A 26,391-nucleotide genomic window follows, 5' to 3' on the forward strand; every position below is an offset into this window, starting at 1 on the left:
AGCGGGCGCTTACTTACTTCTTGCTTAAGCCGGATGTCATATACCCGTCATACTTCGGAGAGGCTCAACCCATCAGGATCGGCCGAATGAGGTTCAGATGACGGAAGGTGAAATCGAAGAAACTGCTGATGCGCGGCGTCTGGCGCAGATCGGCCCGGGTTAGGAGATACCAGCCGCGCGCAAGGTCTTGCACCGGCGGGAGAACCTGGACCAGATCATCCTCCATGTCCGCGATGGTGGTCGGCAGCGGCGCGATACCGACACCCGATTTCACGGCATGCAGCACGCCGAGCACGCTGTTGTTGCGCGCCGTAATCCTGGCACCGGGTGCAACGGCGGACAGCCATTTCGCCGCCCGGTGATTGATGAGCATTCCATCGAAGCCAACGAGCGCGTGATCGCCGAGATCGTCGATCCGTTCCGGCCGGCCGTGATGCTGAAGATAGCTTTTGCTGGCGTAAACCGCCCATATCGAATCGGCGATCTTTCGGCCGATCAGCGTTTCGTCATCCGGTTCCCCTGAACGCAGCGCCACATCCGCTTCGCCTTTTGCGAGGTCGAGATAGCGGTCGCTCATCACGAATTCGATCTTCAGACCCGGGTATTCCTCGTGGAAGAGATCGAGGTAGGACGATCCGACGAGGCGCGATACCAGCGGCTCGGGACAGGTCAAGCGAATGATCCCGACAAGTTCATCGCCATGGGCGCGGATCTGGTTCTGGAGAAACGAGATTTCCGTCTCCACGCGCTCAGCGGCCGGAAGCAGCGCTTCGCCAAGGCTGGTAAGCCTGTAACCTGTCGCATGGCGGACCACGAGCGCAAAACCGACGCGTCGCTCCAGTTCGACAAGCCGCCGATGAACGGTGGACTGGTTGACGCCCAGCACTCGCGCGGCCGCCAGCGTGCTGCCCTCGCGTGCGACAGCAAGCAGATAGCGCAAGTCGTTCCAGTCGAACATCCTGATGTTATGCGCTTCTGCCCGACGGCTCTGCAAGCTTGCGGCTGCCGCAAAGGCCGGCCCTGCATTAGCCTGCATCCAGGAACGATGGAGGAAGCGATGCACAAGACCATGGCGACCAGTGACGCCATCGCCGGCATGACCGTCGGCGTCACCACCTCGGCACAACCCTCGGGCACCGCCAAGCTCTCAGTCTTGTGCCGCGAGGCGGCGACCGGCATGCCGACGGAGGAGACGCAGGAGATCCGGGTCCTGCTGGCCAGGCTCGATCCAGGCGATCGCACGCCTCATCATAGGCACCGCCATCCCGTGACGGTCTACATGCTGGAAGGAACGTTCACGCTTGAACTCGAGGGCCGGGCACCGGTGGACCTGAAGGCAGGCGACGTCTTCGTCGAACCGCCGCACATCGCCATGATCGGCCGCAATCTCAGCGCCGATACCCCTGCGCGGATGGTGATCTTCTATGCCAGCACACCGGATACACCGTTCGCCGACCCTGTCCCTTGAACACAAAACGGCGGGCCTTTCGGCCCGCCGTCTCTTCGCCGTAGCGGAGATCTTACTCGGCGCTGGCTTCGGCCGGTGCTTCGGTCGGCGCGGCAGCGGCAGCCACAGCGGCGGCTGCATCTTCCTGGGCCTTCTTCAGCAGGGCGGCGCGTTCCTGTGCCTTCTTGCCCGGCTCGGCCTTGGTCGGGTTGTTGCGGGCTTCGCGCTTGGCAATGCCGGCTTCGTCGAAGAAGCGCAGCACGCGGTCGGTCGGCTGTGCGCCATTGCCCAGCCAATGCTTGGCGCGGTCGGCATCGATCTTGATGCGCTCACCATCCTTCGGCAGCAGCGGGTTCCAGGCGCCGATAGCCTCAATGAAGCGGCCGTCGCGCGGCGAGCGCGCGTCGGCAACGACGATGTGGTAGTAAGGACGCTTCTTCGAGCCCGCGCGGGCCAGTCTGATCTTCAGTGCCATTTTTTTCTCCTAAAGCTCTGATTCTCGTTGATCGGGTTACGGCCGGGTTCAGCCGGTTTTGCTTGCGCCGTTTTCCGCGGCGATCTGTTCGTGATGGCGGATCACTTCGCGGATGACGAAGTTCAGAAATTTTTCCGCGAAATCGGGATCGAGTTGCGCTTCTTTGGCAAGCCGGCGCAGCCGCTCGATCTGCTCTGTCTCACGCTTCGGGTCGGCAGGCGGCAAGCCATGCGTGGCTTTCAGCACACCGACCGCCTTGGTGCAGCGAAAGCGCTCCGCCAGCATGTGAACGAGCGCGGCATCGATGTTGTCGATCGAAGCGCGATAGCCGGCGAGTTGGCCTCGGGCGGTTTCCATTGCTTTTTCGTCGCTCATCGCCGCCTCACTTCTTCTTGCCGAGCCCCGGCAAGCCACCCGGGCCGCCGAGACCAGGGAGCTTCAGGCCGCCTGGCAGACCAGGCAGGCCGCCGCCACCCAAGCCGGGAAGCCCTCCGGGCATTCCGCCCGGCAGCCCCTTGCCGAGCCCTGCAGCCTCAGCCTGCTTCTGCAGGGCTTCGAGCTGCTTGGGATCCATCTTGGAAAGATCGGGCATGCCGCCCATGCCGGGCATCATGCCGCCAAGGCCCATCTTGTTAGCCAGCCCGCCCATCAGGCCGCGCATCATGCCACCGCCTTTGCCCTTGCCGCCCATCGCCTTCATCATGTCGGCCATGCCGCGATGCATCTTCAAGAGCTTGTTGATCTCGGCGGCGTCGGTGCCGGAACCCGCTGCGATACGCTTCTTGCGGCTGTGCTTCAGGAGGTCCGGATTTGCACGCTCGGCCTTGGTCATCGAGGAGATGATCGCGAGCTGACGGCCAAACATCTTGTCGTCGAGGCCGGCAGCAGCCATCTGGTCCTTCATCTTGCCCATGCCGGGCATCAGACCCATGATGCCGCCCATGCCGCCCATTTTCTGCATCTGGCCAAGCTGGTCGGCGAGGTCGTTCAGGTCGAACTTGCCGGACTGCATCTTCTTGGCCATCGCCGCGGCCTTTTCCGCGTCGATGGTTTCGGCAGCCTTCTCGACCAGCGAAACGATATCGCCCATGCCGAGGATGCGGTCGGCGATACGCTTGGGGTGGAACTCTTCCAGCCCGTCCATCTTCTCGCCGGTGCCGATGAGCTTGATCGGCTTGCCGGTGACGGCGCGCATCGACAGCGCCGCGCCACCGCGGCCATCGCCATCCATGCGGGTCAGGACAAGACCGGTGATGCCGACGCGGTCGTCGAAATTCTTGGCGAGGTTGACGGCATCCTGACCGGTCAGCGAGTCGGCCACCAGCAGGATTTCGTGCGGGGACGAAGCCTTCTTGATGTCGGCCATCTCGACCATCAGCGGCTCGTCGATATGCGTGCGGCCGGCGGTGTCGAGAATGAGGATATCATGGCCGCCGAGCTTGGCAGCCTGCACGGCGCGCTTGGCGATGTCGACCGGCGTCTGCCCGGCAATGATGGGCAGCGTCGCCACCTTGGTCTGCTCGCCGAGCTGGCGCAGCTGTTCCTGCGCGGCTGGACGGCGCGTATCGAGCGAAGCCATGAGCACTTTCTTGCCCTGGCGCTCGGTCATCCGCTTGGCGATCTTGGCACTGGTCGTCGTCTTACCCGAGCCCTGCAGACCGACCATCATGATCACGACCGGTGCCGGCGCGTTGAGATCGATGGCAACGCCCTCGGCACCAAGCATCTCGACCAGTTCGTCATGCACGATCTTGACGACCATCTGGCCGGGTTTGATCGCCTTCAGAACCGCAGCACCGACTGCCTTCTCGCGCACCTTGTCGGTGAACGAGCGCACGACCTCCAGTGCGACGTCGGCCTCGAGCAGCGCGCGACGCACTTCGCGCAGCGCGGCCGAAACATCGGCTTCCGACAGCGCGCCGCGGCCGGTAAGGCCATTCAGAATTGAGCCAAGTCGCTCTTGTAGCGATTCGAACATGCTTCTTCCTTCGATCCCGGATGGTCAGACCCGAGAGGTAATACGCCCGTATCGATCATCCAAGCAAAGCCCAAAACCAAAAAGCACCCGGGGGCGCACAGCGCTGCCGGGTGTTGGCCTCCGGGATCGATGTGACGCGCATCTTGCAGCGCTCGCCACGCCCCGGTCGGCTTTCGCGAGAATGATCGTCGCGGAAGTTGGCGGCCTTTGACAGGAAAAATGGGCGAGAGTCAAGAGAAACGGCGGAAATCGGCCTTTTCGACTGCTCAGCCGAGATCCGGCGACACCCTGAGCAACGAACGCGGATGCAACAGGAGCAATGCGGTCAGCAGGCTGGACACGACGCCGATGCCCGCGATCAGAATCGCGTCGATGCCCGCCCAGCCAGCACCTTCCAGCGACCGCGCCTCGAACAGCGCGAAGCCGGAAAGATTGGCCTGGTGCGAGATCAGCAGGAAACCGAACAGGTTGTTGCCGAGATGCGCGCCGAAGGCGGCGCCGAGATTCCCGGTCGAATAGACGAGCGCCATCAGGACCGCCGCGAAGACGCCGACGGAAACAAGTGCCGCTGCGTTCATCGCCGGTGCGGAACTTCCATTCCAGTGCAGCATGGCGAAGACCAGTGTCGGCAGCAGCGCCCACACCAACGGGCTGCGGAAACGACTGGCCAGACCGCGCGGCAGGTAACCGCGAAACAGAAGTTCTTCCGAGGATGTCTGGACGAAGCCCAGCAGCGCCACCGGCGCCAAAGCCAGCAGCCAGGCGGTGAAGTCGATCGTCCCACGCTGGACGACGGGATCGATGAGATACAACAGCACCTCCGAAAAAATCGAGGTGAGGATGACTGCAATAAAACCCTTGAGGAAATCGGATCGGGAAATCCGATGGCTGTTGCCGAAAAGGGATGAAAGCGGCTCGCCATGAATCCATCGCATCACCAGCCAGGCGCCGACCCATATGCCGCAGAATGTGACGAGCGCCGTCAGCACGCCTATGGGCGAGGCGAGGAAAGGCTCCATCCCATAGCCACTTGGCCGCAGCGACACGGGCACGAGCCCAACCAGTCCCCAACCCAGCCGAACCACCGCAAAGGTCGACAGCGTCCAGACAAGCACGATGACCACGGTGCCGAGGATAAGACGCAACAGCGTCGTCTTGCCATTTGGGCTCGAACGGTAGCGCTGGAAGACTGTCGGTTCAGTGATCATGCGGGCTCTTTCGATTACCCGCAAATTGTATCGGGCATCGCCATGACTAGGCGATGCCCGGGCCCCTCGCAATCAGGTTGCAAAGGCTAGGTTAAAAGTTCGCAGGCGTGGCTGCCGAAGCCGGTCTCAATCGCCCACATAGACGATATGCCGGGACGACGGGCTGACGATCACCGGCTCGCCATTCACATAGGCATAGCGATAGTCGTAACCGGGAACCTCACGCAGCACGACCGTATCGGGCAGCGTGGCACCTATTCGAACCTCATCCTCGATATCGATCGGATCGATCGCGTTTGTCCTGACATAGCTGCGCACTTCCATCGGCGGTACTGGCGCGTCCACTTCATCGTCCTGGACAATCGAACCGGTGGACAACTCGTCGTCGCTGAGAGCACCGGGTGTTTCGATGACGGTCACACCGGAATCCACCGGTCGTTCGGTCAGCACCACGCGTTGGCCTGCGAATTCGGAGGTGACATAGTCCGAGTTGACCCAGGCGCGGTTGCCTGAACTGCCGACGGCGCACCATTTCGACCCTTGCAGGCATCCATCCAGCACAGCGGTCTGGCCTGCCGCCAAAACACCCACGACTGGGTACCGCGCGCCAGGACCGGCTCGCATGTTGAGGTCCCTATCGGCCGATACGAGCGTATCCGCCCATGCCGAGCCTGACATGGCAACCAGTGTTCCCGCGACCGCGGACAACAGCAATGTTCTCATTGTCTTGCTCCTTCGTTGTGTCCCTCGGGGACCCAAACGCCTCCCTCTCCCATGCGTTCCCGCTAAAGTTTTGACCAATGCTCACGCTTTGTTCCGCATTGTCGTTGCAGGTGAGCCGCAGGTTCTCGCACATCGACCGGCCGACCGGCCGATATTTGCAAAAAACGCTTGATTGGCGCCGGGTTCTGCCCTTTAGCCGGAACATGGCGGGCGGCCAGGCAAACGTCGGTGACAAGCACGGGTTTCGCTGGCAAATTCGCCTCGCGAGGTGATTCAGGCAACCAGGAGATGAGAATGGCATTGCGTGCCAAGGGAAAGGTTTTCGCAGCCGCGGCGGCGCTTTGGCTGCTGACGGGCGCCAGCCAGGCGGCCGAATGCGGCAAGACTTCCGCCGGATTCGAGGAATGGAAGGCGGAGTTCGCGCAGGAGGCCCAGGCTGCCGGCGTCAAGGGTCGCGGGCTTGCAGCGCTGAATGGCGCAACATACGCCGCAGCAACCATCAGGGCCGACCGGGCCGTCAAGAAGGCTTTCAGCGGGTCGGTGGAAGATTTCATGAGGCGCCGGGGCGCTTCGACGATCATTTCGCGTGGCAAGTCGATGAAGAAGGCGAACGCGGCGCTCTTCAACAGGATCGAGAGCACCTATGGCGTGTCGCCCGGCGTGCTGCTTGCGATCTGGGGCATGGAAACCGGCTTCGGCGCCGCCATGGGCAAGCAGAATACGGTCTCGGCCATCGTGACGCTCGCCTATGACTGCCGCCGTCCGCAGTTCTTCTACCCCCATGCCATTGCGGCGCTCAAGCTTGTCGATCGCGGCGCGCTGAGCGCCAGCTCGGTGGGCGCGATGCATGGCGAGATTGGCCACACCCAGTTCCTGCCCGGCAACGTCCTGAAATATGGCGTCGGCGGCGCAAACCTGCGTGACAAGGAAACCGCGCTTGCTTCAACCGCCAACTTTCTCAAGGGACATGGCTGGCAGGCCGGCGTAGGCGCGGAAGGAAACATGGGCGCAATCGCCGGTTGGAATTCCGCCAGCGTCTATCAGCAAGCGATCGCCCGCATCGCTTCGGCTATCGACAACAATTGACGGGACCGGCCGAGCAGAAGCTCGGCCATCGAGGATCGCTCATCGGGCGGTCCTCGCCTATTTCCCTTTTATGACCTTCCAGATCTCAGTGGACCGGCTCTCCTGGAGACGGTTGATGTCGGAATAGGTAATTCGTCCGCTTGCGAAAGCTTTGACCAGGCGCTGGCAGAAAATCGCTGGCACGCGCTCTTTCGACACACCCATGAAGGTCCTGAACTCTTCCTTCAGGGAAAGAGGGATCGTGGCATAGTGCTTTATGCACCTGTCGATGCCGGCATTGATATCCGGCTTGTTCCCGGCTTGGGCGGTTTGACCGCTGGTCAGCACCATGACCGCCGCAAGCGATGCGTAGAATTCTTTCTTCATGGAAGGCCCCCCAGCCGAACAAGGCCAGAGCGTATCGAAGGCGACCGAAAGTTCAAGCCAGCACGATACTCGCGAGGCGGCTGCCCCATGAAATTGTCTGCTTGTCCGCCGACGATAGCCGCCTTCGTCCCGTTCGCTACTTGACCTCGATCTTGTAGGAGCATCCCGCAAGCACTTTGCCCGGATGCGACTCGACCGTGGAAACGTTAAGACTGACGCGCGTGGCAAGCGTCACGCCTTCGGACGTCTCGGTCTTCTCCAGGATGACCTTCTCGCCGAGGAATTTCTGCTCGGTGGAAATCATCGGCTCGATGCCGAGCTTCCTTGCCAGATCGGTGGCGGTGACGCCCTCGAGCACCGCCATCGGACCGCTTGAAGTGAAGACCAGGGCCTTCGTTTCCGTGCCGAAGACCGTCAGCGGCTTTTCCAGTTCATACTGAGACAGGAAGGGATTGCCGCTATCGACCTTGCGCCAGCCGAGCTCTCCAGCCGCCTCAGGTTCGCCCGTCAGCCAGAAGGCAAGACCATTGTAAGTCGGTACGTCGGCTCGGCATTCGACCAGCGCAGGCAGATCCAGTGCAGCCGGATCGAACTCCTGCGCGGCGGCGGGCAATACCGTCGTCGGAACCATGAGACCGACGACGGTGAAGGCGACCGCGCGCACGGTCAGCCGCGTTTGTTGCGAGCGGCGAGTGTGCGCAGGCGCAGCGCGTTCAGCTTGATGAAGCCGGCGGCGTCCTTCTGGTCGTAGGCGCCCTGGTCGTCCTCGAAGGTCACCAGCTTGTCGGAATAGAGCGACCTCGGGCTCTCGCGGCCGATGACCATGACATTGCCCTTGTAGAGCTTCAGCGTCACTTCACCTTCGACGTCCTTCTGACTGAGGTCGATCGCCGCCTGCAGCATCTGCCGTTCGGGTGAGAACCAGAAGCCGTAGTAGATCAGTTCGGCATAACGCGGCATCAGCTCGTCCTTGAGGTGCGCGGCGCCACGATCGAGCGTGATCGATTCGATGGCACGGTGCGCAGCGAGCAGGATTGTGCCGCCCGGCGTTTCGTAGACGCCGCGGCTCTTCATGCCGACGAAGCGATTCTCGACGAGGTCGAGACGGCCGATACCGTTGTCGCGGCCGTAATTGTTGAGTTTGGCAAGCAGCGTCGCCGGCGACAGACGTTCGCCATCGATCGAGACCGCGTCGCCCTTCTCGAAGCCGATCTTGATGACGGTCGCCTTGTCCGGCGCAGCTTCCGGCGAAATCGTGCGCATGTGAACGTATTCGGGCGCCTCGACCGCCGGGTCTTCCAGCACCTTGCCCTCGGAAGACGAGTGCAGCAGGTTCGCGTCGACCGAGAACGGCGCTTCGCCCTTCTTGTCCTTGGCGACCGGGATCTGGTGCTGTTCGGCGAATTCGAGCAGGTGCGTGCGGCTCTTGAAGGACCAGTCGCGCCACGGCGCGATGATCTTGATGTCCGGGTTCAGCGCATAGGCCGAAAGCTCGAAACGCACCTGGTCGTTGCCCTTGCCGGTCGCGCCGTGGGCAATCGCGTCAGCGCCGGTCTTTTCGGCGATCTCGATCAGATGCTTGGAGATGAGCGGACGAGCGATCGAAGTGCCGAGCAGATAGACGCCTTCATAGACCGCGTTGGCGCGGAACATCGGGAAGACGAAGTCGCGCACGAATTCTTCGCGCACGTCCTCGACGAAGATTTCCTTGATGCCGAGCATCTCGGCCTTGCGGCGCGCCGGCTCCAGTTCTTCGCCCTGGCCGAGATCGGCGGTGAAGGTGACGACCTCCGCACCGAGCTCGGTTTGCAGCCACTTGAGGATGATCGAGGTATCGAGGCCGCCCGAATAGGCGAGCACAACCTTCTTGACGTCTTTGAGCTTGGACATGTCGCTCCGGTCCTGCGCGTGGATTTTCCGGGTGGCGAGGTATCACGCACCTTCTGGCCAGCGCAAGGGACCAGCAGTCCGCCAAAGGTGGGGCATGGATCCGCTAGCGCGCGAGCGCGTGCCGCGTTATAGCGATGGCATCCTTGCTTGGGGCCACCGATGTCCTTCATTCCCGATACGACGACACTGATCCAGTTCGCCATCGCCACCTTCATCCTGGCGATCACGCCTGGGCCTGACATGACGCTGTTCGTCAGCCGCACCCTGAGCCAGGGGCGCGCAGCCGGCTTCGCCTCCATGGCGGGAGCGCTCTCCGGCACGCTGATCCACACATCGCTGGTGGTGGTCGGCATTTCGGCGCTCATCGTTGCCTCGCCGATGGCGTTCTTCGTGCTGAAGATCTTCGGCGCAGGCTACCTCGTCTTCCTCGCCTGGCAGGCCATCACCAAGGGCTCGGCTTTCTCGCCGGAGAAGAAGATCGGCCCAAAGGTCTCGCTCACCCGGGCCTGGGCAGCCGGATTGGGCGTCAATCTGCTCAATCCCAAGATCATCCTGTTCTTCATGACCTTCCTGCCGCAATTCGTTTCCGCGCATGACCCTCACGCACCGGGCAAGCTGTTCTTCCTGGGCGCGATGTTCGTGGTGCTGTCCATTCCGGTCACCGCGCCGATGGTGTTCGCGGCGGAAAAATTCTCGGTGGCGATGAAGGCAAGCCCACGCGTGACGCGAGCCGTGGACTATCTGTTCGCCGGCGTGTTCTCGGCCTTCGCGCTCAAGATCCTGACGGCCCAGGCGAAGTAGGCGGATTGCCTTCCGACCACCAGCTGGCCGCCCAGCGGCCAGCACAGAGCCAATAGAAGATACCGCCGACCATTCCGGCGCCGACGATGCCCAGGATGACACGCGTGTCGGTGACCGCGAAATCGGGATCGCCGGATTGCCAGGCGACGCCGAGGACGATGCCCGCGATCACGCCGCCGCCCAGCGCATAGAACAGCCAGTCGCGCCGGGCCATCACCTCGGCCACCAGGATGAGCAGCGCAGAAGGTGCAAAAGCGAAATAGGCGACGAAGATCGCCAGAAGCGGGATCGTGACGACAAGCGGGCCGCCCGCCATCCAGCGGGTTTCTTCCGCGCTGAACCCGATCGCGCCAAGGAACAGAACATTGATGAAAGCACTCGCCGCCAGCACCGCGATTGCATAACCGAACAGAATGACGAGGCAGCGGACGAAATAGGCCGCGAAGCGGTTCACTCGCCGTGTCCCGCGATCATCATCGCCTCGAGCGCCAGACGCTCGGATTTCTTCAGCCGTTCCGATTCCGACTTCAATTGGCCGCAGGCTGCGAGGATATCGCGGCCGCGCGGCGTGCGGATCGGCGAGGCATAGCCGGCATTGTTGATGAAATCGGCGAACTTCTCGATCGTCTCCCAGTCCGAACACTGGTAGTTGGTGCCGGGCCAGGGATTGAACGGGATCAGATTGATCTTGGCCGGGATGCCCTTGAGCAGCTGCACCAGCGCCTTGGCGTCTTCCAGGCTGTCGTTGACGTCCTTGAGCATCACATATTCGAAGGTGATGCGGCGCGCATTGGAAAGGCCGGGATATTTGCGGCAGGCGTCGATCAGGTCCTTCAACGGATACTTCTTGTTGATCGGCACCAGAAGGTCGCGCAGATCGTCATTCGACGCATGCAGCGAAATCGCCAGCATCACGCCGATCTCTTCGCCGGTGCGGAAGATTTCCGGCACCACGCCTGAGGTGGAAAGCGTGATGCGCCGCTTGGACAAGGCCAACCCGTCACCGTCCGAAGCGATCAGCAGCGCCTGCTTCACCGCCTCGAAATTATAGAGCGGCTCGCCCATGCCCATCATGACGATGTTGGAGACCTTGCGGCCTTCGGCCGGCACGATGGCGCCGGCCGGCGTATCGCGGTCCGGGAAATCGCCCAGCCGGTCGCGCGCGGTCAGCAGCTGCGCCAGGATCTCTTCCGCCGTCAGATTGCGCACCAGCTTCTGCGTGCCGGTGTGGCAGAAGGAGCATGTCAGAGTGCAGCCAACCTGGGAGGAGATGCAAAGCGTGCCGCGCCCCTCTTCAGGGATATAGACCGTCTCGATCTCCACCGGCCTGCCGGCGCCGCGTGGCGGAAAGCGGAACAGCCACTTGCGCGTGCCGTCCGACGAGATCTGCTCCTCGACGATTTCGGGACGGGCAATCGTAAAATGCTGCTCCAGTGCGGTGCGCAGGTCCTTCGAGATGTTGAACATCTGCGAGAACTCGGAAACGCCGCGCACATAGAGCCAGTGCCAGAGCTGCTGCACGCGCATCTTGGCCTGCTTTTCCGGCACGATGCCGGAGGCGACCAGCGCCTCGGCCATTTCAGCGCGGCTGAGACCGATCAGCGAGCCTTTTTGCGGCATGGCTGTACGTGCGGCCAGCGCGGCGCGCGTGTTGCCATCAGTGATATCGAGCGAAAGCGTCATGGCGATCTGGCTTGAACAGAAACAATCCTGGCTAGATAGGGTTCAGGGGCCACATATCACAGCTGCGGCATGGCGTCACGATGGCGTGATTAGCGACCGCTGGGCAGCCGCATCGAGATCGCTGTCGGCTCCATCGACAACCTTCGCCAAAAAGAAGGGCCGGGTTTTTGACCCGGCCGGTTTCCGACATGTGGGAGATGTCTTGTTCTATTTGCAGCTGGCGATCGACTGCAGCGCCGCCGAAATGCCCTTCAGCGAGAAGGTGTAGGACGTGGGATTGCCGCGGCCGGATTTGGCGGTGACCTTCATCTCCTTGCCTGTCTTCATCGCGGAAATCAGCACCGGTTCCTCGGCTGCGTTTTCGACCCAGGCCGACTTGCCGCGCGTGAACATCGAGAAGGACTTGTTGTCGATGGTAACGACGGCCTTCGAATTCTGCTGGAAATTGTAGCCAGCAATGAACTGCGGCTCATACGAAACCTGCTGGCCCGGGCGCTGGCTGACGAAGAAGAACATGTCGCCATGGTCGAGCGTCGGCGGCTGCTTGTCGGTCGGGACGGTCAACACGTAGCACACCTTGCCGGTCTGCGCCTTGTAACTGTAGGTGCCCCAGGCATTGTGCTGGCCGATCTTGGTCGCTTGCTGCGCCAATGCCGGCGAGGCAACGGCAAGCAGGACCAGGCTGGTGGCTGTGAGGATCAATCCGCGCATCTTATTCCCTGTATTCCATACGGTGCGGGGCCAGGCGGACCCCCGCCCGCCGGTTCGCTTCAGTTTGATTTAATCTGGGTTACCAAAGGGTGAACTTTCGCGTGAAAAGAACACAGCCCTTGGAAACCGCCGCCAATTCCGTGCCTTGGCCGTCTTTTGGACAGGGTACGGTGTCCCGGCGCCGACTTGGAGAGCAGGAAAGCGGCAAGAGTTTGACTGGAATGCCGGACCGGAGCCGCAACAGCCGGGAGATGCGCGAAGCGGCGTCAGTCCTGTTCGGCGATCGCCTTGCGGGCCGCAAGCTTGTGAGCGGGCGTGATATGGGCGCGCACGGCGCTGATCGCTGCGGTCAGAACCGCCACGTCATCGGTAAAGCCGATGCCGGCGACGATGTCGGGAATGGCATCCACCGGTAGCACGAAATAGGCGAGCGCGCCGAGCAGGATCGCCTTCACCTTGAAAGGCGTGTCCTTGTCCAGGGCGCAATAATAAGCCGCGACGAGATCTTCCATGAACGGAACCTGCCGCGCCGCTTTCTTGGCGGTCCGCCAGAATTTCGCACGCACATTGTCCTCGCCGATGACCTTGCCGTCGGGCCCGAAGAACTCGTAGTTGCTGCCTTGCACCATCAGTGGTTCCCTCGCATCGCCACGAAATGTGGGGACCGGCGCGATCCTTCACAAGATGCAACCGTTTCAGTCGATTCAATCGACTCAGTTACCCGCGAAGCGGTCCATCTTCTTGGCCAGTTCGAAATCGAGCGCCGTCAGTCCCCCGACGTCATGGGTGTTCAGCGTGACATCGACCGTCTTGTAGACATTCGACCAGTCGGGATGATGATCCATTTTTTCGGCCGCCAGCGCCGAACGCGTCATGAAGGCGAAGGCCTCCGAAAAATTCTTGAACTCGAATCTGCGGCGGATCGACTTCCCGTCAGGGGCGAGCGTCCAGTTCTCGAGTCCGGCCAGAAGCGCCGCAATGGCCTGTCCGTCCAATTTTTCTCTCGTCATGGCTTGCTTCCGTGCTATCGCGGTTAGGCATGTCGCGCAAAAGTGCCCAGCGGTTTTGCGATGACGACATGCGCAAAAACAAAACCTGACGCGCAAGAAGCGAAGCTGAAATCGCGATGTGCATCAGAACTGGCAGGATAACGTAGCGTCGGATGCGCGTGGAACCCCAAAAATCGACCCTCCCAAGATCGGTCCTTTTTGTCTGTCTCGGCAACATCTGCCGCTCGCCGCTGGCCGAAGGTGTCTTCAGGGAGGTCTTGGTCACGCGCGGGATGGAACGGAATTTCCTGCTCGATTCGGCTGGCACCGGCGGCTGGCACGCCGGTTCGGCGCCGGATCCGCGTTCCATCGAAATCGCCGCGCGCCATGGCATCGACATTTCCGGGCAGAAGGCGCGTAAGGTTTCTCGGGAAGATTTCGCCCGCTTCGATCTGATCTTCGGCATGGACCGGTCGAACGTCGCCGATCTCAAGGCCATTGCACCTGAGGCGGCGCAGGGTCGTATCCAGCTCTTCCTGGAATTCGCCGGCGACCCCGGCCGTGAGGTGACGGATCCCTATTATGGCGGGCCGGAAGGCTTCGCTTCGGTCTACCGCATAATCCGCGAGGCGTCGGAGGCCATCGCCACCCGATTGGATGGGCGCGTCGCGGCATCCGAAAGCGGCCATGCTTCCTCGACGATGTAAGGTCCGCCGCCAACCGAATCGCGCGACGACATCAGCACAAAACGACCGACCCTGAAGGGCATGGCGGCGAAATTGCCGCGCGCGGACAGATAGCCGGCAACCTCCTGCGGGCTGGAATTGCGCAGTCTCGCCAATGTGACATGCGGCGTGAACTTGCGTGGATCGGTCGGCACGCCAAGCCGTTTGCAAATGCGGTCGATGTCGGCCTGCAGCAGATTGAGGTCCGGCGATGGGATGACGCCGGCCCATACCGCATGTGGCTTCTTCTGACCAAAGGCGCCAACGCCGCAAAGGGTCAACGAAAACGCGGAGCGGTCGATGCGATCCAGCGCATTGGCAACCTCGTCGGCGACGTGACCTTCGACATCGCCGATGAAGCGCAACGTCAGATGGTAGTTTTCGACATCGATCCAGCGGGCGCCGGGTAGGCCGCCCCTGAGCAGGGAGAGCGAAAGCGCCGCATCGCGCGGAATTTCGAGGGCCGTGAAAAGACGTGGCATAGGGAGCCTCCTGTCCTCGAATCGAACTCTCGATTCACAGCGAATCACTGAAAAGCGGCGGGAGCAAGGGGTTTATTTCACGATACCCAGGCGCCAGCCGCCGATCCCGCAGCCGGCTCAGGACTTTGCCGGCAGTGCCTTGATCGCTTTTTCGACAGCGGGAAGGATACGCTCGACGATCACGTCGATACCCTTTGCATTGGGATGCATCTTGTCCTCCAACTGCAAGGCAGGGTTGCCGGCGACGCCGTCCAGAAAGAACGGATAGAAAGCCACACCGTATTTTTCGGCCAGCCGTGGATAGAGTGTACCAAACGCTTCACCATAGGCATGACCGAGATTGGGAGCGGCCAGCATGCCGGCAAGCAGGACAGGAATCTTCCGCTCCTTCAATCGTGCCAGCATCTTGTCCAGATTGTCCTCGATCATTTGCGGATCGATGCCGCGCAGCATGTCGTTGCCGCCGAGCTCGAGGACGACCAGCCTGGTACCATCGGGAACCGACCAATCGAGCCGAGCGCGGCCACCACTGGAGGTATCGCCTGAAACCCCGGCATTGGCGACGACGACGTCATAACCCTTGGCCCGCAACGCCGCCTGCAGCCGCTCGGTGAAGGCTTCGCCGGGGGCAAGGCCGAAGCCCGCCATAAGGCTGTCGCCGAACCCGACGATCTGGACTTGTTCGGCCCGAACGGGTGAAGTCAGCACGAACGCAAGGAAAAGCGCGACAAAAGCAGTCAGATGTTTGAAAGCCATGCGACAGAACCCATATCACCGGGGCAGTCCTGCCCACATTCCTCCCATATAGGACAATTTCGTGACTGATGCCGCCATCCAGCTGAGGGACGTGTCGTTGACGCTGGGCGAGGGCGCTTCGTCGGTGCATGTGCTCAAGGGAATCAGCCTCGATGTCGCCCCTGGCGAAGCCACAGGCATCGTCGGGCCGTCCGGTTCGGGCAAGTCTACTCTCCTGATGGTGTTGGCCGGGCTGGAACGTGTGGATGCGGGAACGGTGCGCATCGCGGGCGAATTGCTGAACGGCAAGAACGAGGACCAGATCGCGGCCTTCCGTGGCCGCAATGTCGGCATCGTCTTCCAGTCGTTTCATCTCATTCCCAACATGACAGCGCTTGAAAACGTTGCCGTGCCGCTCGAACTGGCTGGCGCCGCCGATCCGTTCGGCGTTGCCGCTCGTGAACTGGCGGCCGTTGGCCTTGCCGATCGCATCACCCATTATCCGGGCGAGCTTTCGGGGGGCGAGCAGCAACGCGTGGCGATCGCGAGGGCACTCGCCCCCTCGCCGCGCATCCTGATTGCCGACGAGCCCACCGGCAATCTCGACCAGGCCACCGGCAAGCAGGTAGCCGATCTGCTTTTCGCAAAAGCGACCGAGCGCGCCATGACGCTGGTTCTGGTCACCCATGATCCTTCCCTGGCGGCTCGTTGCACGCGGCAGGTGGCAATGCGCTCCGGCCGCATCGAAGCCGATGCCGCTCCAGTGAAGATCCCGGCCTGAAGGACCGGCGAATGACGGATAGCGGTACCGCCCAACCGGCTTCACCAGTCAGAACCCTGGCTCTGGCGATTCGTTTTTCATTGCGCGAGATGCGTGGCGGCCTTTCAGGTTTTCTTATCTTCCTCGCCTGCATCGCACTTGGTGTGGCAGCGATCGGCGGCGTCAATTCGGTAGCGCGCTCGATTTCGGATGGCGTCGCCGCGCAGGGCCAGACATTGCTTGGTGGTGACATCCGCTTCCAGCTCAACCAGCGAGAGGCAAACTCGGAAGAACGCACTTTCCTCAATGGGTTGGGCGCGGTCTCGGAAAGCTCCGGCATGCGTTCGATGGCGCGCCTGCCGGACGGCTCCGACCAGGCGCTGGTCGAGGCCAAGGCGGTTGACGGCGCCTATCCGCTCTACGGTGAATTGCAGACCGAGCCCAGTCTTGCGCGCGGAGAGTTGTTTGGGAAAGTGGCCGGTGTTTTCGGAGCGGCGGCACCTGACCTGTTGTTCGAACGTCTGCATCTGCAGCTCGGCGACTCCATCAAGCTCGGCAATACGACGTTCGAGCTGCGCGCCAGGCTGACCAGTGAACCGGACGCGGTATCGGACGGCTTCGGTTTCGCACCCCGCCTGCTCATCTCGCGAGAAGGGCTCGCCGCTTCCGGGCTCGTTCAGCCCGGCAGTCTGGTGGAGAACGCCTACAAGGTGCGCTTGCCTCAGAATGCCAGCGAGGCCGATATCGAAACCATCCGCCGGCAGGCAACGGAGAAATTCCCGGAAGCGGGCTGGTCCATCCGCAATCGCACCAACGCAGCACCTGCCCTGGCATCGAATATTGAACGCTTTTCGCAGTTCCTGACGCTGGTTGGGCTGACGGCGCTGGTGGTCGGCGGCGTCGGCGTCGCCAATGCCGTGCGTGCCTATCTGGACGGCAAGCGTTCGGTGATCGCCACCTTCAAGAGCCTCGGCGCTTCCGGCGGTTTCGTTTTCACCGTCTACCTGGTGCAGATTCTGATAATCTCAGGGCTCGGCATCACAGTCGGTCTCGTGCTCGGCGCGGCGATGCCCTTCGCGGCGAGCGCGGCATTGCAATCGGTCATTCCGATACCGGCGGAAGGCGGCTTCTATCCCGCTTCACTGGCGCTTGCGGCGCTTTTCGGCGTAATGGTGACGCTTGTCTTCGCGCTCCTTCCGCTCGGGCGTGCCCGCAACGTGCCAGCCACTGCCCTCTTTCGCGAAATGGGCCTCGAAAGTACCGGATTGCCACGTTTGCCTTATGTGGCAACTGCATCTGTCATTGCAGTCGCACTGGCAGCACTCGCGGTGTTCATGGCGAACGATCGTCGCATAGCAGCGATCTTCGTCGGCGCGACGGTGTTGTCGTTCCTCGTGCTGCGGGTCGTCAGCGCGCTCGTCCAACTCCTCGCAAGGAGAAGCCCGCGGGTGCGTTCCACGGCCTTGCGGCTCGCCATCGGCAACATCCATAGGCCAGGTGCGCTCACGCCTTCGGTCGTGCTGTCATTGGGGCTGGGGCTGACACTGCTGGTCACGCTGGCACTGATCGACGGCAACCTCCGGCGCCAGATCGGTGGCAGCCTGCCCGAACGCGCGCCCAATTTCTTCTTCGTCGATATCCAGGCGGCCGACGTCGATGCCTTCGCCGCCCTGGTCGGCAAGGAGGCCCCGGCAGGCGCGCTGGCCAAGGTGCCGATGCTGCGCGGCCGGCTCATGGCCCTGAATGGCGTTCCCGTGGACAAGGTCAAGGTACAGCCGGAAGGCGCCTGGGTTCTGAGAGGCGACCGCGGCGTCACCTATGCCGCCGTCAAACCCGAAAACGCCACGCTGATTGAAGGCACATGGTGGCCGGCCGACTATCAGGACGAACCGTTGGTTTCCTTCTCCGCCGACGAGGCAAAGGCGCTTGGCCTGAAACTCGATGACACCGTGACGGTCAACGTGCTCGGCCGCAACATCACGGCCAGGATCGCCAGCTTCCGCCGCGTGCAATGGGAAAGCATGGGCATCAATTTCGTCATGGTGTTCTCGCCCAACACCTTCGCCGGCGCGCCTCATTCCTGGCTGGCCACGCTGTCGGACAAATCGGCGACCGTTGCGGATGATGCCCGCCTGCTCAATGCGGTGACGCGCGCCTATCCGACGGTGACCACCGTTCGGGTCAAGGACGCGCTCGACGTCGTCAACCAGCTCGTCGGCCAGATCGGCACGGCTATCCGTGCGGCCGCCGGCGTGGCGCTGGTCGCCTCGGTGCTGGTGCTGGCGGGGGCGCTGGCCGCCGGCAACCGGGCTCGTGTACACGACGCCGTGGTGCTGAAGACGCTGGGCGCCACGCGGCGCACGCTGATCGCCGCCTTTTCGCTGGAATACATGCTGATCGGTCTTGCGACCGCCATCTTCGCCCTTTTTGCCGGCGGCATGGCGGCATGGTTCGTGATCTCGAATGTCATGACGCTGCCTTGGATGTTCCTGCCCGAAGTGGCCATCGGTACGATCTTGCTTTCCCTGATCGTCACCGTCGGCATCGGTCTCGTCGGCACTTGGCGAATCCTCGGACAAAAGGCAGCGCCGGTGCTGCGCAGCCTTTAGAGCAATTCCAGGAAAAGTGCGTAGCGGTTTTCCGTCCGGGATTGCGTAAAAACAAAGAGCTTGGAGCGTTTTCGCGTTTCCGAGAAAAACGGAAACGCTCTAGTGGCGGAGCGCCCTGCCGAAGATTGGATTAATTCTCGGTAAGAAAAGGCCTGTTTTAGCTAAAAACGAAGGCCTTTTGGCCATTCACAAAGCGTTGCAGGCCGTTACGGTCTTGTTCTTGTCGACAATAACCCTCATATTTCGGGCAGGCATGCTGGAGCCCCGCCAGCGGCGCCTGGGTTTCGTTGGAGGAACCTGACACCCGACGGGGCAGAGCAACAGAGGAATCCCATGTCCGACTTCCGCAACTATCAAACGCGTAGCGTGCCGGTTGGAAGCCGTGCCGACGCCGGCATCGACGAAGGCCTGCGCGCTTATATGCTCAAGGTCTACAACCTTATGGGCCTTGGCCTGCTGATCACAGGTCTTGCCGCTGTCGGTACCGTCATGCTGGCCACCACGACCGACCCTGCTTCGGCCGTCGCCACGCTGCCGAACGGCGATATGCTGACGTCGTTCGGTTACGCCATCTTCGCCTCGCCGCTGCGCTGGGTCGTCATGCTTGCCCCGCTTGCCGCGGTGTTCTTCCTGTCGTTCCGCGTGCAGTCGATGAGCGTTTCCGCCGCGCAGACCACCTTCTGGGTCTACGCCGGCCTGGTTGGCCTGTCGCTGTCGTCGATCTTCCTCGTCTACACGACGGCATCGATCTCGCAGACTTTCTTTGCCACCGCGGCCGCCTTCGGCGCGCTGTCGCTCTATGGCTACACCACCAAGCGTGACCTCACGGCGATGGGCTCGTTCCTGATCATGGGCGTATTCGGTCTGATCATCGCCTCGGTCATCAACATCTTCCTGCAGTCGTCCGCGCTGTCCTTCGCCGTCTCGGCGATCGGCGTTCTGGTGTTCGCCGGCCTCACCGCCTACGACACCCAGAAGATCAAGGAGATGTATTACGAGAACGACGACACGATCGTTGCCGGCCGCAAGGCCATCATGGGCGCGTTGTCGCTCTATCTCGACTTCATCAACATGTTCATGTTCCTGCTGCAGTTCATGGGCGACCGTCGCTAGACAGTATCCTGGACCAGCGAAATCGAAGGGGCGGCCCAACGGCCGCCCCTTTTCTTTTGCGTCCAGCTTTGCTGTTATTAAAGGCAGCAAACATGAGTGCATAAAAAATGAGCAATCTTACGATTCGCAATGCGGAACCCACCGACCTCGACCGGATAACCGAAATCTATGCGGACGCCGTTACCCACGGCACGGCCTCCTACGAACTCGAACCGCCGAGCCGGGATGAGATGGGCGCGCGCTACGAATCATTGCAGGCCGGCGGTTTTCCCTATCTGGTCGCCATTGATTCGGACGGAGCCATTCTCGGCTACGCCTATGCAGGCGCTTTTCGGCCACGCCAGGCCTACCGTTTCATCGTCGAGGATTCGGTCTATGTCGCGCCTGAAGCGAAAGGCCAGGGCGTCGGCCGGCAATTGATGGAACGCCTGATCGAGGCAACGCGGGCGCTAGGCTTCCGGCAGATCGTCGCGGTGATCGGCGACGGCCACCCTGAAAGCGCCTCGGTGAAACTGCACGAGAAGCTTGGCTTCAGCCATTCGGGCCGCCTTGTCGGCTCAGGCTATAAGCATGAACGCTGGTTGGACACGGTGTTCATGCAGCTCGAACTGAACGGCGGCGCATCGCTTCCGCCCGATCCGGTCTCTTGGCCCGAACGGAAATTCCGGCAAGGCTAGATGCCATCAACAAATTGAAAACTATGGCCTTTTAAGCCTTCACCAGTTTCAGCCTGGTGTCGAAGATCCCGAGCACGCGGGCAAGCTCATGGCCGCGCTTCAAGATGCGACCGCCAGCGGCGATGACGGCGAATGCGCCTTGCCGCCGCGCCAGTTTCGGGTCCTTGACGATCTGGAACAGCGGCACTTCGGAAGCGCGGCGATAGACAGAAAACACGGCGCGGTCGGTAAGGTGATCGATGGCATAGTCGCGCCATTCGTTGGCGGCAACCATGCGTCCATAGAGGCGAAGAATGAGATCGAGTTCCCGCCGCTCAAAGGCAACGGGCAAATCGAGACGCTCGCGTCGCGCCTCATGTAGCGGGATCAGTATTGCGGATGCGTCCCCATCCTCCGTCCCGCCACCACGGTCCATCATGCCTTTGTCCTCAGGCTGAATCGTTTGCTGGCAACAGGGTCGCGCTTTCGGATCGCAATTGCAAGGGCGCTTGCGAATCTGTCGTGGCGTCAGCAGCCGTCACCAATGGAGCGCGCGTCTACTCACGTTTGCGAACGATGTGTTGGAATTGGTGATTCGCTGCCACATTCTCGCCGTCTTTTATCCGCGTTGTCGCCCCAATATCCGACGAACTTGCGGGTGTTGCCTGAGACGGTTCGGTCCGGCACTGACTCGTAAACCCCAAGCCCCCCGCCCACGGGTCTGAGTCGGATCGAACCAACCTCGGCGACAATCTGAGCATTTTAGACCGACGTCGGACCTGAGCTGACGTCGGTTTTTATGTTTTCGGACCACGCGTTTGGCTGGCTGCCTGCGGGTCAACCAAGCCGATTTAAACCTTTGTGTGCTTCCAGCATCGACACTCTCGCACCGTCTTGACCACGGCAGTCCTTCATATTATTTCGTATTTATGCGAAATAGCGAAACATATATTGACCCGAAGCGCCGTTTGGCCACTTTGAAAGCGCTTGCAAGTCCTGTGCGGCTGGCTGCGCTGAACTATCTCAAGGATCCCGTTGCGAACTTCCCCCCGCAGGAGGACGGCGACCTCGTGGCCGACGGCGTCTGCGGCGACTTTCTGCGCGACAAACTCGGCATCGCGGCCGCAACCGCCTCGCGCCATCTGACCCTTCTGACCGAATGCGACCTGCTGATTGCCACACGCAAGAAGGGCTGGACCTTCTATCGGCGCAACGAAGAGGCGATCGCCCGCTTCACGGCCCATCTCGCCTGCGATCTCTAACGAGGTACTGCTTCCATGCCGTCCTATCTGCATGTCGACGTGTTCGCGCCGCGCGCCTATGCCGGCAACAGCCTGCCTGTATTCCTCGACAGCGCCAGTCTGGACGCCAGTCAGATGCTGGCAATCACCCGCGAGCTCCGGCACTTCGAGGCCATCTTCCTGGAGCCCGGGCCGGACGCCCGGACGCATCGTGCACGCGTCTTCGATCTGTTCGCGGAACTGCCCTTTGCTGGCCACCCCATCATCGGAGCGGCGGCCGCCCTGCACGAAACGGCGGATTGTGACGAAGACCAGCAGTGGAGGTTCAACCTCGCTGGCAAGAGCGTTACGGTTGTCACGCGTCGCACCGACTCGGGTTATTTCGGCATGCTTGATCAGGGCCATGCTCAATTCCTCGGCGAGGTGCCGGCGGATGACGACATAGCCGCCGCCTTCGATCTGACCCGTGCCGATCTCGATCCGACATTGCCTCTGGCGGTGATGAGTACAGGTCTGCGCTATCTGATCCTGCCAGTGCGTTCGCAAGTCCTGCCGCGCGCCAGGATCAAGGCTGACATCACCGGACTTCTCGAAGCCTTGGGAGCCCAGTTCGCCGTGCTCTTCGACGAAGAGGCACACGAAATACGGCATTGGAACAATGACGGCATCATCGAGGACATCGCCACCGGAAGCGCTGCCGGAACGATTGGCGCCTACCGTCTTCGTTACTGTGGCGCGCAATCAGGAGAGGCCTTCACGCTGAACCAGGGGCGCTTTACCGGACGGCCCAGCGAGCTCGTTGTCGAGCCGCATGGGGTGCCGGACAATATCACCTCGGTAAAGGTCGGCGGTGGCGTGGCGATCGTCGGTCACGGTGCGGTGGTGGCGCCGCGATCTTGGTGACGCCGCAGCAGCTACCCGCCGACACGATCAGACGGACGGCCTGCGGATGAAAGACGCACCGATGATCGGGCCGAGCTCGCCATCGCGGCCAACAGACTGCAGCAGAACCGCGGAGCCCGCCGCCTTGGCGACCTCACTGGCCGGCAGATCGTATCGCTGCGCCTTGCCGTACCACATGCCGGCAGTCTGGACGTTGGAAACGGCGTTCCAATAGGTCATCTTGCGGCCATTGTTTTCACCGTTACCCACATTCACCACCTGCGGTGGGTTGAAATAGACGATGACGACATGCGCCTTTACCGGAATGCCTGCAGAACCGCTCGGAACATTGCCGGCTTCGATCGAGACCCCATCACCAGTATCGGTCACCGTGATGTCGATGCGCATGCCTTCGCCGGTCTTGTTCAGCCGAGTCAGCGCGCCGCTGATGGCCTCGCGGCTGGCCCCGTTGACGTCGGCACGGCCATTGATGACAGCCTGCGGCGTATAAACCGAGCGGCCCTTGAAGGCACGCATATAGCCGTATTGGCGCTCGGTGTTTTCCTTGCGCGCAAGCGAGTCCTGCCAGCCCAGATAGTCCCAATAGTCGACATGATAGGCGAGCGCGATCACATCGCCCTTGGCAGCGATCTCCGCCAGGTAGCGATCGGCAGGCGGGCAGGATTTGTTGCCCTGGCTGGTGAACAGTTCGACGACCCCCAGCGGTCGCGCCGTCTCAGCCGCCTGGGCTGCGGTTGCAAGCGTCGAAACCGCCAGCCCGGCAGCAGCCAGCAGCAGTGATTTCCGAGAGGGCATACTTTTGGTCCCGCCGGCTAAGCCGGCTCGTTCGTGTTTGTTAAAATATCTGCCAGAAGCCGCGGTCAACGGGAAGTCACGTTGCGGTGAAATTCTCAGCTTAACAAAACAGTCTTTTCCTCAAAACAAAACCGCCGGAACTTTCGTTCCGGCGGCCTATTCTTGGGTCTTTCAACCACTATCAGGCAGCAAGATCCCTCAAGACATACTGCAGGATGCCGCCATTCTTGTAGTAGTCGAGCTCATCGAGCGTATCGATGCGGCACAGGATAGGAACGTTCTTGACGGTGCCGTCGGCGAAAGTGACCTTGGCGACCATCTTCTGACGCGGCTTGATGGTCTCGAGCCCGTCGATCTCGACCAGTTCGTCGCCCTTCAGGTTGAGCGAAGCCCAGGACGTGCCGTCCTCGAAGGTGAAGGGAATAACGCCCATACCGACCAGGTTCGAGCGATGGATACGCTCGAAGGACTGAGCGATCACCGCACGCACGCCGAGCAGGTTGGTGCCCTTGGCCGCCCAGTCGCGCGACGAGCCGTTGCCGTATTCGACACCGGCGAAGATCACCAGCGGCACGCCTTCCTTGCGGTATTCCATGGCCGCGTCGTAGATCGACATCTCTTCCTTGGACGGATAGTGGATGGTGTAGCCGCCCTCGCGCCCATTCTCACCCAGCATGTGGTTGCGGATGCGGATGTTGGCGAAGGTGCCGCGCATCATCACCTCATGATTGCCGCGGCGCGTGCCGTACTGGTTGAAGTCAGCGACGCCGACGCCATTGTCGGTGAGGTACTTGCCAGCGGGCGAAGCCGCCTTGATCGAGCCCGCCGGCGAGATGTGGTCGGTGGTGATCTTGTCGCCGAAGAGACCGAGCACCCGTGCGCCCTTGATGTCGCTGATATGGCCCGGCTTGCTGCCCATGCCGGCGAAATAGGGCGGGTTCTGCACATAGGTCGACTTGTCGTCCCAGGCATAAGTCTGGCCGCTTGGGGCCTGCACCTTCTGCCAGTTCTCGTCACCCTTGAAGACGTCGGCATATTTGCGGGCGAACAGCTCGCGCGTGACGTTCTTCTCGATGAATTCCTGGATCTCGGCCGAGGTCGGCCAGATGTCCTTGAGGTAGACCGGCTTGCCGTTCTTGTCTTCGCCGATCGGCTCCTTGGTGAGGTCCTTGGTGACGGTGCCGGCGAGCGCATGAGCGACCACCAGCGGCGGCGAGGCGAGATAGTTCGCCTGCACATCCGGTGACACGCGACCCTCGAAGTTGCGGTTGCCGGACAAGACCGCGGCAGCGATCAGGCCCTTGTCGTTGATGGTCTTGGAGATCGGGCCCGGCAGCGGGCCGGAGTTGCCGATGCAGGTGGTGCAGCCGAAGCCGACCAGGTTGAAGCCGATCTGGTCGAGCTCCTTCTGCAGGCCGGACTTCTCCAGATATTCCGCGACGACCTGCGAACCTGGCGCCAGCGAGGTCTTCACCCACGGCTTCTGCTTGAGGCCCAGGCGGTTGGCATTGCGGGCAAGCAGGCCGGCACCGATCAGCACCGACGGGTTGGACGTGTTGGTGCAGGAGGTGATGGCGGCAATGACGACATCGCCATGGCCGAGATCGTGATCGGTACCCTCGACCGCGTAGCGCTTGTGGATTTCGGCGGCCTTCTTGTACTCGGTCTCCATCGCCTTGGCGAAGCCGGCCGGGATGTCTTCCAGTGCGACACGGCCTTCAGGCCGCTTCGGGCCAGCCATCGACGGCACCACGGAACCGAGATCGAGTTCGAGCATGTCGGTGAAGACCGGGTCGGCCGAACCATCGTGACGCCACATGCCTTGCGCCTTCGAATAGGCCTCGACCAGCGCGATGCGATCTTCCGAACGGCCGGACATGGTAAGATACCGCACGGTCTCGCCATCGACGGGGAAGAAGCCGCAGGTCGCGCCATATTCGGGCGCCATGTTGCCGATGGTGGCGCGGTCGGCCAGCGTCATGTTGGAAAGGCCGGGGCCGAAGAACTCGACGAACTTGCCGACAACGCCCTTCTTGCGCAGCATCTGGGTGACGGTGAGCACCAGGTCGGTGGCGGTCACGCCTTCCTTCAGCTTGCCGGTGAGTTTGAAGCCGATAACCTCGGGCAGAAGCATGGAGACCGGCTGGCCAAGCATGGCGGCCTCGGCCTCGATGCCGCCGACGCCCCAGCCCAGCACGCCCAGACCATTGATCATGGTGGTGTGTGAATCGGTGCCGACGCAAGTGTCCGGATAGGCGACCGTTTCGCCATCTTCATCGTTGGTCCACACGACCTGGCCGAGATATTCGAGATTGACCTGGTGGCAGATGCCGGTGCCGGGCGGCACGACGCGGAAGTTGCGGAACGCCTGCTGGCCCCATTTCAGGAACTTGTAGCGCTCTTCGTTGCGCTCATATTCCAATTCGACATTGCGGGCGAACGCCATCGGCGTTCCGAACTCGTCAACGATGACCGAGTGATCGATGACCAGGTCTACAGGCACGAGTGGATTGATCTTCTGCGGATCGCCGCCGAGAGCCGCGATGCCGTCGCGCATGGCGGCCAGATCGACCACCGCCGGAACTCCGGTGAAATCCTGCATCAGCACACGCGCCGGACGATAGGCAATCTCTACGCCGGCGGTTCCCTTGTCCGTCAGCCAGGCAGCAACCGCCTGAATTGCTTCCTTGGTGACGGAGCGGCCGTCTTCGTTGCGAAGCAGGTTCTCCAGCAGAACCTTCATCGAATAGGGAAGCTTTGAGACCCCGGCCAGGCCGTTCTTCTCGGCTTCGGTGAGGTCGAAATACACATATTCTCCGCCACCTGCGGTCAGGGTCCGGCGGCAATTGAAACTGTCGATTGATTTGGACACGAGCGATCCATCCTTGTCTGTTCAGCCTGAAAGGGAACGGACTCCGATGGGCATGCTCATCACGCGCAAAGGTGCGGGTACGGCCATTTCCGCTGTCCGCTCCCAAGCAACCCGAGCCGTTCAAGGCGGCGCGTGCGCTGGTT

General features: G+C 61.8%; 29 protein-coding genes. 10 read left to right on the forward strand and 19 right to left on the reverse strand.

Annotated features, from left to right (window positions below):
- Window positions 1-64 precede the first annotated feature (64 nt).
- Window positions 65-958, reverse strand: coding sequence for a LysR family transcriptional regulator (locus tag ACFWXH_RS20340; RefSeq protein ID WP_379123194.1), 894 nt, complete (start codon window positions 956-958; stop codon window positions 65-67).
- Between the two features lie 99 nt (window positions 959-1,057).
- Between ACFWXH_RS20340 and ACFWXH_RS20345 the strand changes: the two genes are divergently transcribed.
- Window positions 1,058-1,468, forward strand: coding sequence for a cupin domain-containing protein (locus ACFWXH_RS20345; protein WP_379123195.1), 411 nt, complete (start codon window positions 1,058-1,060; stop codon window positions 1,466-1,468).
- Window positions 1,469-1,520: 52 nt separating this feature from the next.
- Here the strand turns inward: ACFWXH_RS20345 and rpsP are convergent, their stop codons facing one another.
- From rpsP to ACFWXH_RS20370, 5 genes are all read right to left on the reverse strand, one after another.
- Window positions 1,521-1,922, reverse strand: coding sequence for a 30S ribosomal protein S16 (gene rpsP / locus ACFWXH_RS20350; protein ID WP_054310375.1), 402 nt, complete (start codon window positions 1,920-1,922; stop codon window positions 1,521-1,523).
- A 48-nt stretch (window positions 1,923-1,970) separates the two neighbouring features.
- Window positions 1,971-2,297 carry a chorismate mutase gene (locus ACFWXH_RS20355; RefSeq protein ID WP_054310376.1) on the reverse strand — a complete coding sequence of 109 codons (327 nt, stop codon included), beginning with the start codon at window positions 2,295-2,297 and terminating at the stop codon, window positions 1,971-1,973.
- 7 nt (window positions 2,298-2,304) lie between these two features.
- Entirely contained in the window at window positions 2,305-3,900 is a 1,596-nt protein-coding gene (gene ffh / locus ACFWXH_RS20360; protein ID WP_379123196.1) for a signal recognition particle protein, read from the reverse strand.
- Between the two features lie 266 nt (window positions 3,901-4,166).
- Window positions 4,167-5,108 (reverse strand): CPBP family intramembrane glutamic endopeptidase, encoded by a 942-nt coding sequence (locus ACFWXH_RS20365; protein ID WP_379123197.1) that lies wholly within the window; start codon window positions 5,106-5,108, stop codon window positions 4,167-4,169.
- Window positions 5,109-5,234: 126 nt separating this feature from the next.
- Complete coding sequence (locus tag ACFWXH_RS20370; protein ID WP_054310379.1) at window positions 5,235-5,831, reverse strand: DUF1236 domain-containing protein; 597 nt, start codon at window positions 5,829-5,831, stop codon at window positions 5,235-5,237.
- A gap of 294 nt (window positions 5,832-6,125) precedes the next feature.
- Here ACFWXH_RS20370 and ACFWXH_RS20375 point away from each other — a divergent pair, with 294 nt between their 5' ends.
- A complete protein-coding gene (locus ACFWXH_RS20375; protein WP_054310380.1) occupies window positions 6,126-6,917 on the forward strand; it encodes a lytic transglycosylase domain-containing protein in 792 nt (263 codons plus the stop codon).
- A 57-nt stretch (window positions 6,918-6,974) separates the two neighbouring features.
- Here the strand turns inward: ACFWXH_RS20375 and ACFWXH_RS20380 are convergent, their stop codons facing one another.
- The 3 genes from ACFWXH_RS20380 to ACFWXH_RS20390 form a co-directional block, all read right to left on the reverse strand.
- Window positions 6,975-7,283 (reverse strand): hypothetical protein, encoded by a 309-nt coding sequence (locus ACFWXH_RS20380; protein WP_379123198.1) that lies wholly within the window; start codon window positions 7,281-7,283, stop codon window positions 6,975-6,977.
- 136 nt (window positions 7,284-7,419) lie between these two features.
- Window positions 7,420-7,947: a hypothetical protein gene (locus ACFWXH_RS20385; RefSeq protein ID WP_379123199.1), complete on the reverse strand. Its 528-nt coding sequence runs from the start codon at window positions 7,945-7,947 to the stop codon at window positions 7,420-7,422.
- A 2-nt stretch (window positions 7,948-7,949) separates the two neighbouring features.
- On the reverse strand, window positions 7,950-9,173 hold the full coding sequence (locus ACFWXH_RS20390; RefSeq protein WP_054310382.1) for an argininosuccinate synthase: 1,224 nt from the start codon (window positions 9,171-9,173) through the stop codon (window positions 7,950-7,952).
- Window positions 9,174-9,332: 159 nt separating this feature from the next.
- Between ACFWXH_RS20390 and ACFWXH_RS20395 the strand changes: the two genes are divergently transcribed.
- Entirely contained in the window at window positions 9,333-9,974 is a 642-nt protein-coding gene (locus tag ACFWXH_RS20395) for a LysE family translocator (protein WP_054310383.1), read from the forward strand.
- Here the strand turns inward: ACFWXH_RS20395 and ACFWXH_RS20400 are convergent.
- The 5 genes from ACFWXH_RS20400 to ACFWXH_RS20420 form a co-directional block, all read right to left on the reverse strand.
- Window positions 9,946-10,428, reverse strand: a complete 483-nt coding sequence (locus ACFWXH_RS20400; protein ID WP_054310384.1) for a hypothetical protein — start codon at window positions 10,426-10,428, stop codon at window positions 9,946-9,948. The genes ACFWXH_RS20395 and ACFWXH_RS20400 overlap by 29 nt on opposite strands.
- Window positions 10,425-11,657 carry a 23S rRNA (adenine(2503)-C(2))-methyltransferase RlmN gene (gene rlmN, locus ACFWXH_RS20405; RefSeq protein ID WP_054310385.1) on the reverse strand — a complete coding sequence of 411 codons (1,233 nt, stop codon included), beginning with the start codon at window positions 11,655-11,657 and terminating at the stop codon, window positions 10,425-10,427. Before rlmN ends, ACFWXH_RS20400 begins: the two co-directional genes overlap by 4 nt.
- Window positions 11,658-11,864: 207 nt before the next feature.
- On the reverse strand, window positions 11,865-12,368 hold the full coding sequence (locus ACFWXH_RS20410; RefSeq protein ID WP_054310386.1) for an invasion associated locus B family protein: 504 nt from the start codon (window positions 12,366-12,368) through the stop codon (window positions 11,865-11,867).
- A gap of 266 nt (window positions 12,369-12,634) precedes the next feature.
- Window positions 12,635-12,997, reverse strand: a complete 363-nt coding sequence (locus ACFWXH_RS20415; RefSeq protein WP_379123200.1) for a YkvA family protein — start codon at window positions 12,995-12,997, stop codon at window positions 12,635-12,637.
- An 84-nt stretch (window positions 12,998-13,081) separates the two neighbouring features.
- A complete protein-coding gene (locus tag ACFWXH_RS20420; RefSeq protein WP_379123201.1) occupies window positions 13,082-13,378 on the reverse strand; it encodes a 4a-hydroxytetrahydrobiopterin dehydratase in 297 nt (98 codons plus the stop codon).
- Window positions 13,379-13,530: 152 nt separating this feature from the next.
- Here ACFWXH_RS20420 and ACFWXH_RS20425 point away from each other — a divergent pair, with 152 nt between their 5' ends.
- A complete protein-coding gene (locus ACFWXH_RS20425) occupies window positions 13,531-14,064 on the forward strand; it encodes a low molecular weight protein-tyrosine-phosphatase (protein ID WP_379123202.1) in 534 nt (177 codons plus the stop codon).
- Here ACFWXH_RS20425 and thpR read toward each other — a convergent pair.
- Complete coding sequence (thpR, locus tag ACFWXH_RS20430) at window positions 13,968-14,564, reverse strand: RNA 2',3'-cyclic phosphodiesterase (protein ID WP_054310390.1); 597 nt, start codon at window positions 14,562-14,564, stop codon at window positions 13,968-13,970. The two genes, ACFWXH_RS20425 and thpR, sit on opposite strands and share 97 nt — an antisense overlap.
- A gap of 117 nt (window positions 14,565-14,681) precedes the next feature.
- Window positions 14,682-15,320 (reverse strand): arylesterase, encoded by a 639-nt coding sequence (locus tag ACFWXH_RS20435; protein WP_379123203.1) that lies wholly within the window; start codon window positions 15,318-15,320, stop codon window positions 14,682-14,684.
- 61 nt (window positions 15,321-15,381) lie between these two features.
- On the opposite strand from ACFWXH_RS20435, the gene ACFWXH_RS20440 reads away from it, so the two are divergent.
- The 4 genes from ACFWXH_RS20440 (at window position 15,382) to ACFWXH_RS20455 (ending at window position 20,458) form a co-directional block, all read left to right on the forward strand.
- On the forward strand, window positions 15,382-16,080 hold the full coding sequence (locus tag ACFWXH_RS20440; protein WP_379123204.1) for an ABC transporter ATP-binding protein: 699 nt from the start codon (window positions 15,382-15,384) through the stop codon (window positions 16,078-16,080).
- 11 nt (window positions 16,081-16,091) lie between these two features.
- On the forward strand, window positions 16,092-18,668 hold the full coding sequence (locus tag ACFWXH_RS20445) for an ABC transporter permease (protein WP_379123205.1): 2,577 nt from the start codon (window positions 16,092-16,094) through the stop codon (window positions 18,666-18,668).
- Window positions 18,669-19,001: 333 nt separating this feature from the next.
- Window positions 19,002-19,781, forward strand: coding sequence for a Bax inhibitor-1/YccA family protein (locus tag ACFWXH_RS20450; RefSeq protein ID WP_379123206.1), 780 nt, complete (start codon window positions 19,002-19,004; stop codon window positions 19,779-19,781).
- A gap of 107 nt (window positions 19,782-19,888) precedes the next feature.
- Window positions 19,889-20,458 (forward strand): GNAT family N-acetyltransferase, encoded by a 570-nt coding sequence (locus tag ACFWXH_RS20455; protein WP_379123207.1) that lies wholly within the window; start codon window positions 19,889-19,891, stop codon window positions 20,456-20,458.
- A 31-nt stretch (window positions 20,459-20,489) separates the two neighbouring features.
- Here ACFWXH_RS20455 and ACFWXH_RS20460 read toward each other — a convergent pair whose 3' ends face one another.
- Entirely contained in the window at window positions 20,490-20,876 is a 387-nt protein-coding gene (locus ACFWXH_RS20460; protein ID WP_054310396.1) for a DUF2794 domain-containing protein, read from the reverse strand.
- Window positions 20,877-21,405: 529 nt separating this feature from the next.
- Here ACFWXH_RS20460 and ACFWXH_RS20465 point away from each other — a divergent pair.
- Window positions 21,406-21,699 (forward strand): ArsR/SmtB family transcription factor, encoded by a 294-nt coding sequence (locus tag ACFWXH_RS20465; RefSeq protein ID WP_379123208.1) that lies wholly within the window; start codon window positions 21,406-21,408, stop codon window positions 21,697-21,699.
- Between the two features lie 15 nt (window positions 21,700-21,714).
- Window positions 21,715-22,581, forward strand: a complete 867-nt coding sequence (locus tag ACFWXH_RS20470; protein WP_379123209.1) for a PhzF family phenazine biosynthesis protein — start codon at window positions 21,715-21,717, stop codon at window positions 22,579-22,581.
- A 27-nt stretch (window positions 22,582-22,608) separates the two neighbouring features.
- Here the strand turns inward: ACFWXH_RS20470 and ACFWXH_RS20475 are convergent, their stop codons facing one another.
- Together ACFWXH_RS20475 and acnA are read right to left on the reverse strand one after the other, a co-directional pair.
- A complete protein-coding gene (locus ACFWXH_RS20475) occupies window positions 22,609-23,376 on the reverse strand; it encodes a thioredoxin family protein (RefSeq protein ID WP_054310398.1) in 768 nt (255 codons plus the stop codon).
- A 181-nt stretch (window positions 23,377-23,557) separates the two neighbouring features.
- The gene (gene acnA, locus ACFWXH_RS20480; RefSeq protein ID WP_379123210.1) at window positions 23,558-26,248 is read right to left on the reverse strand and encodes an aconitate hydratase AcnA; all 2,691 of its coding nucleotides are present in this window, start codon (window positions 26,246-26,248) and stop codon (window positions 23,558-23,560) included.
- Window positions 26,249-26,391 lie beyond the last annotated feature (143 nt).

The organism is Mesorhizobium sp. NPDC059054 (assembly GCF_042739215.1).
GTDB lineage: Bacteria > Pseudomonadota > Alphaproteobacteria > Rhizobiales > Rhizobiaceae > Mesorhizobium.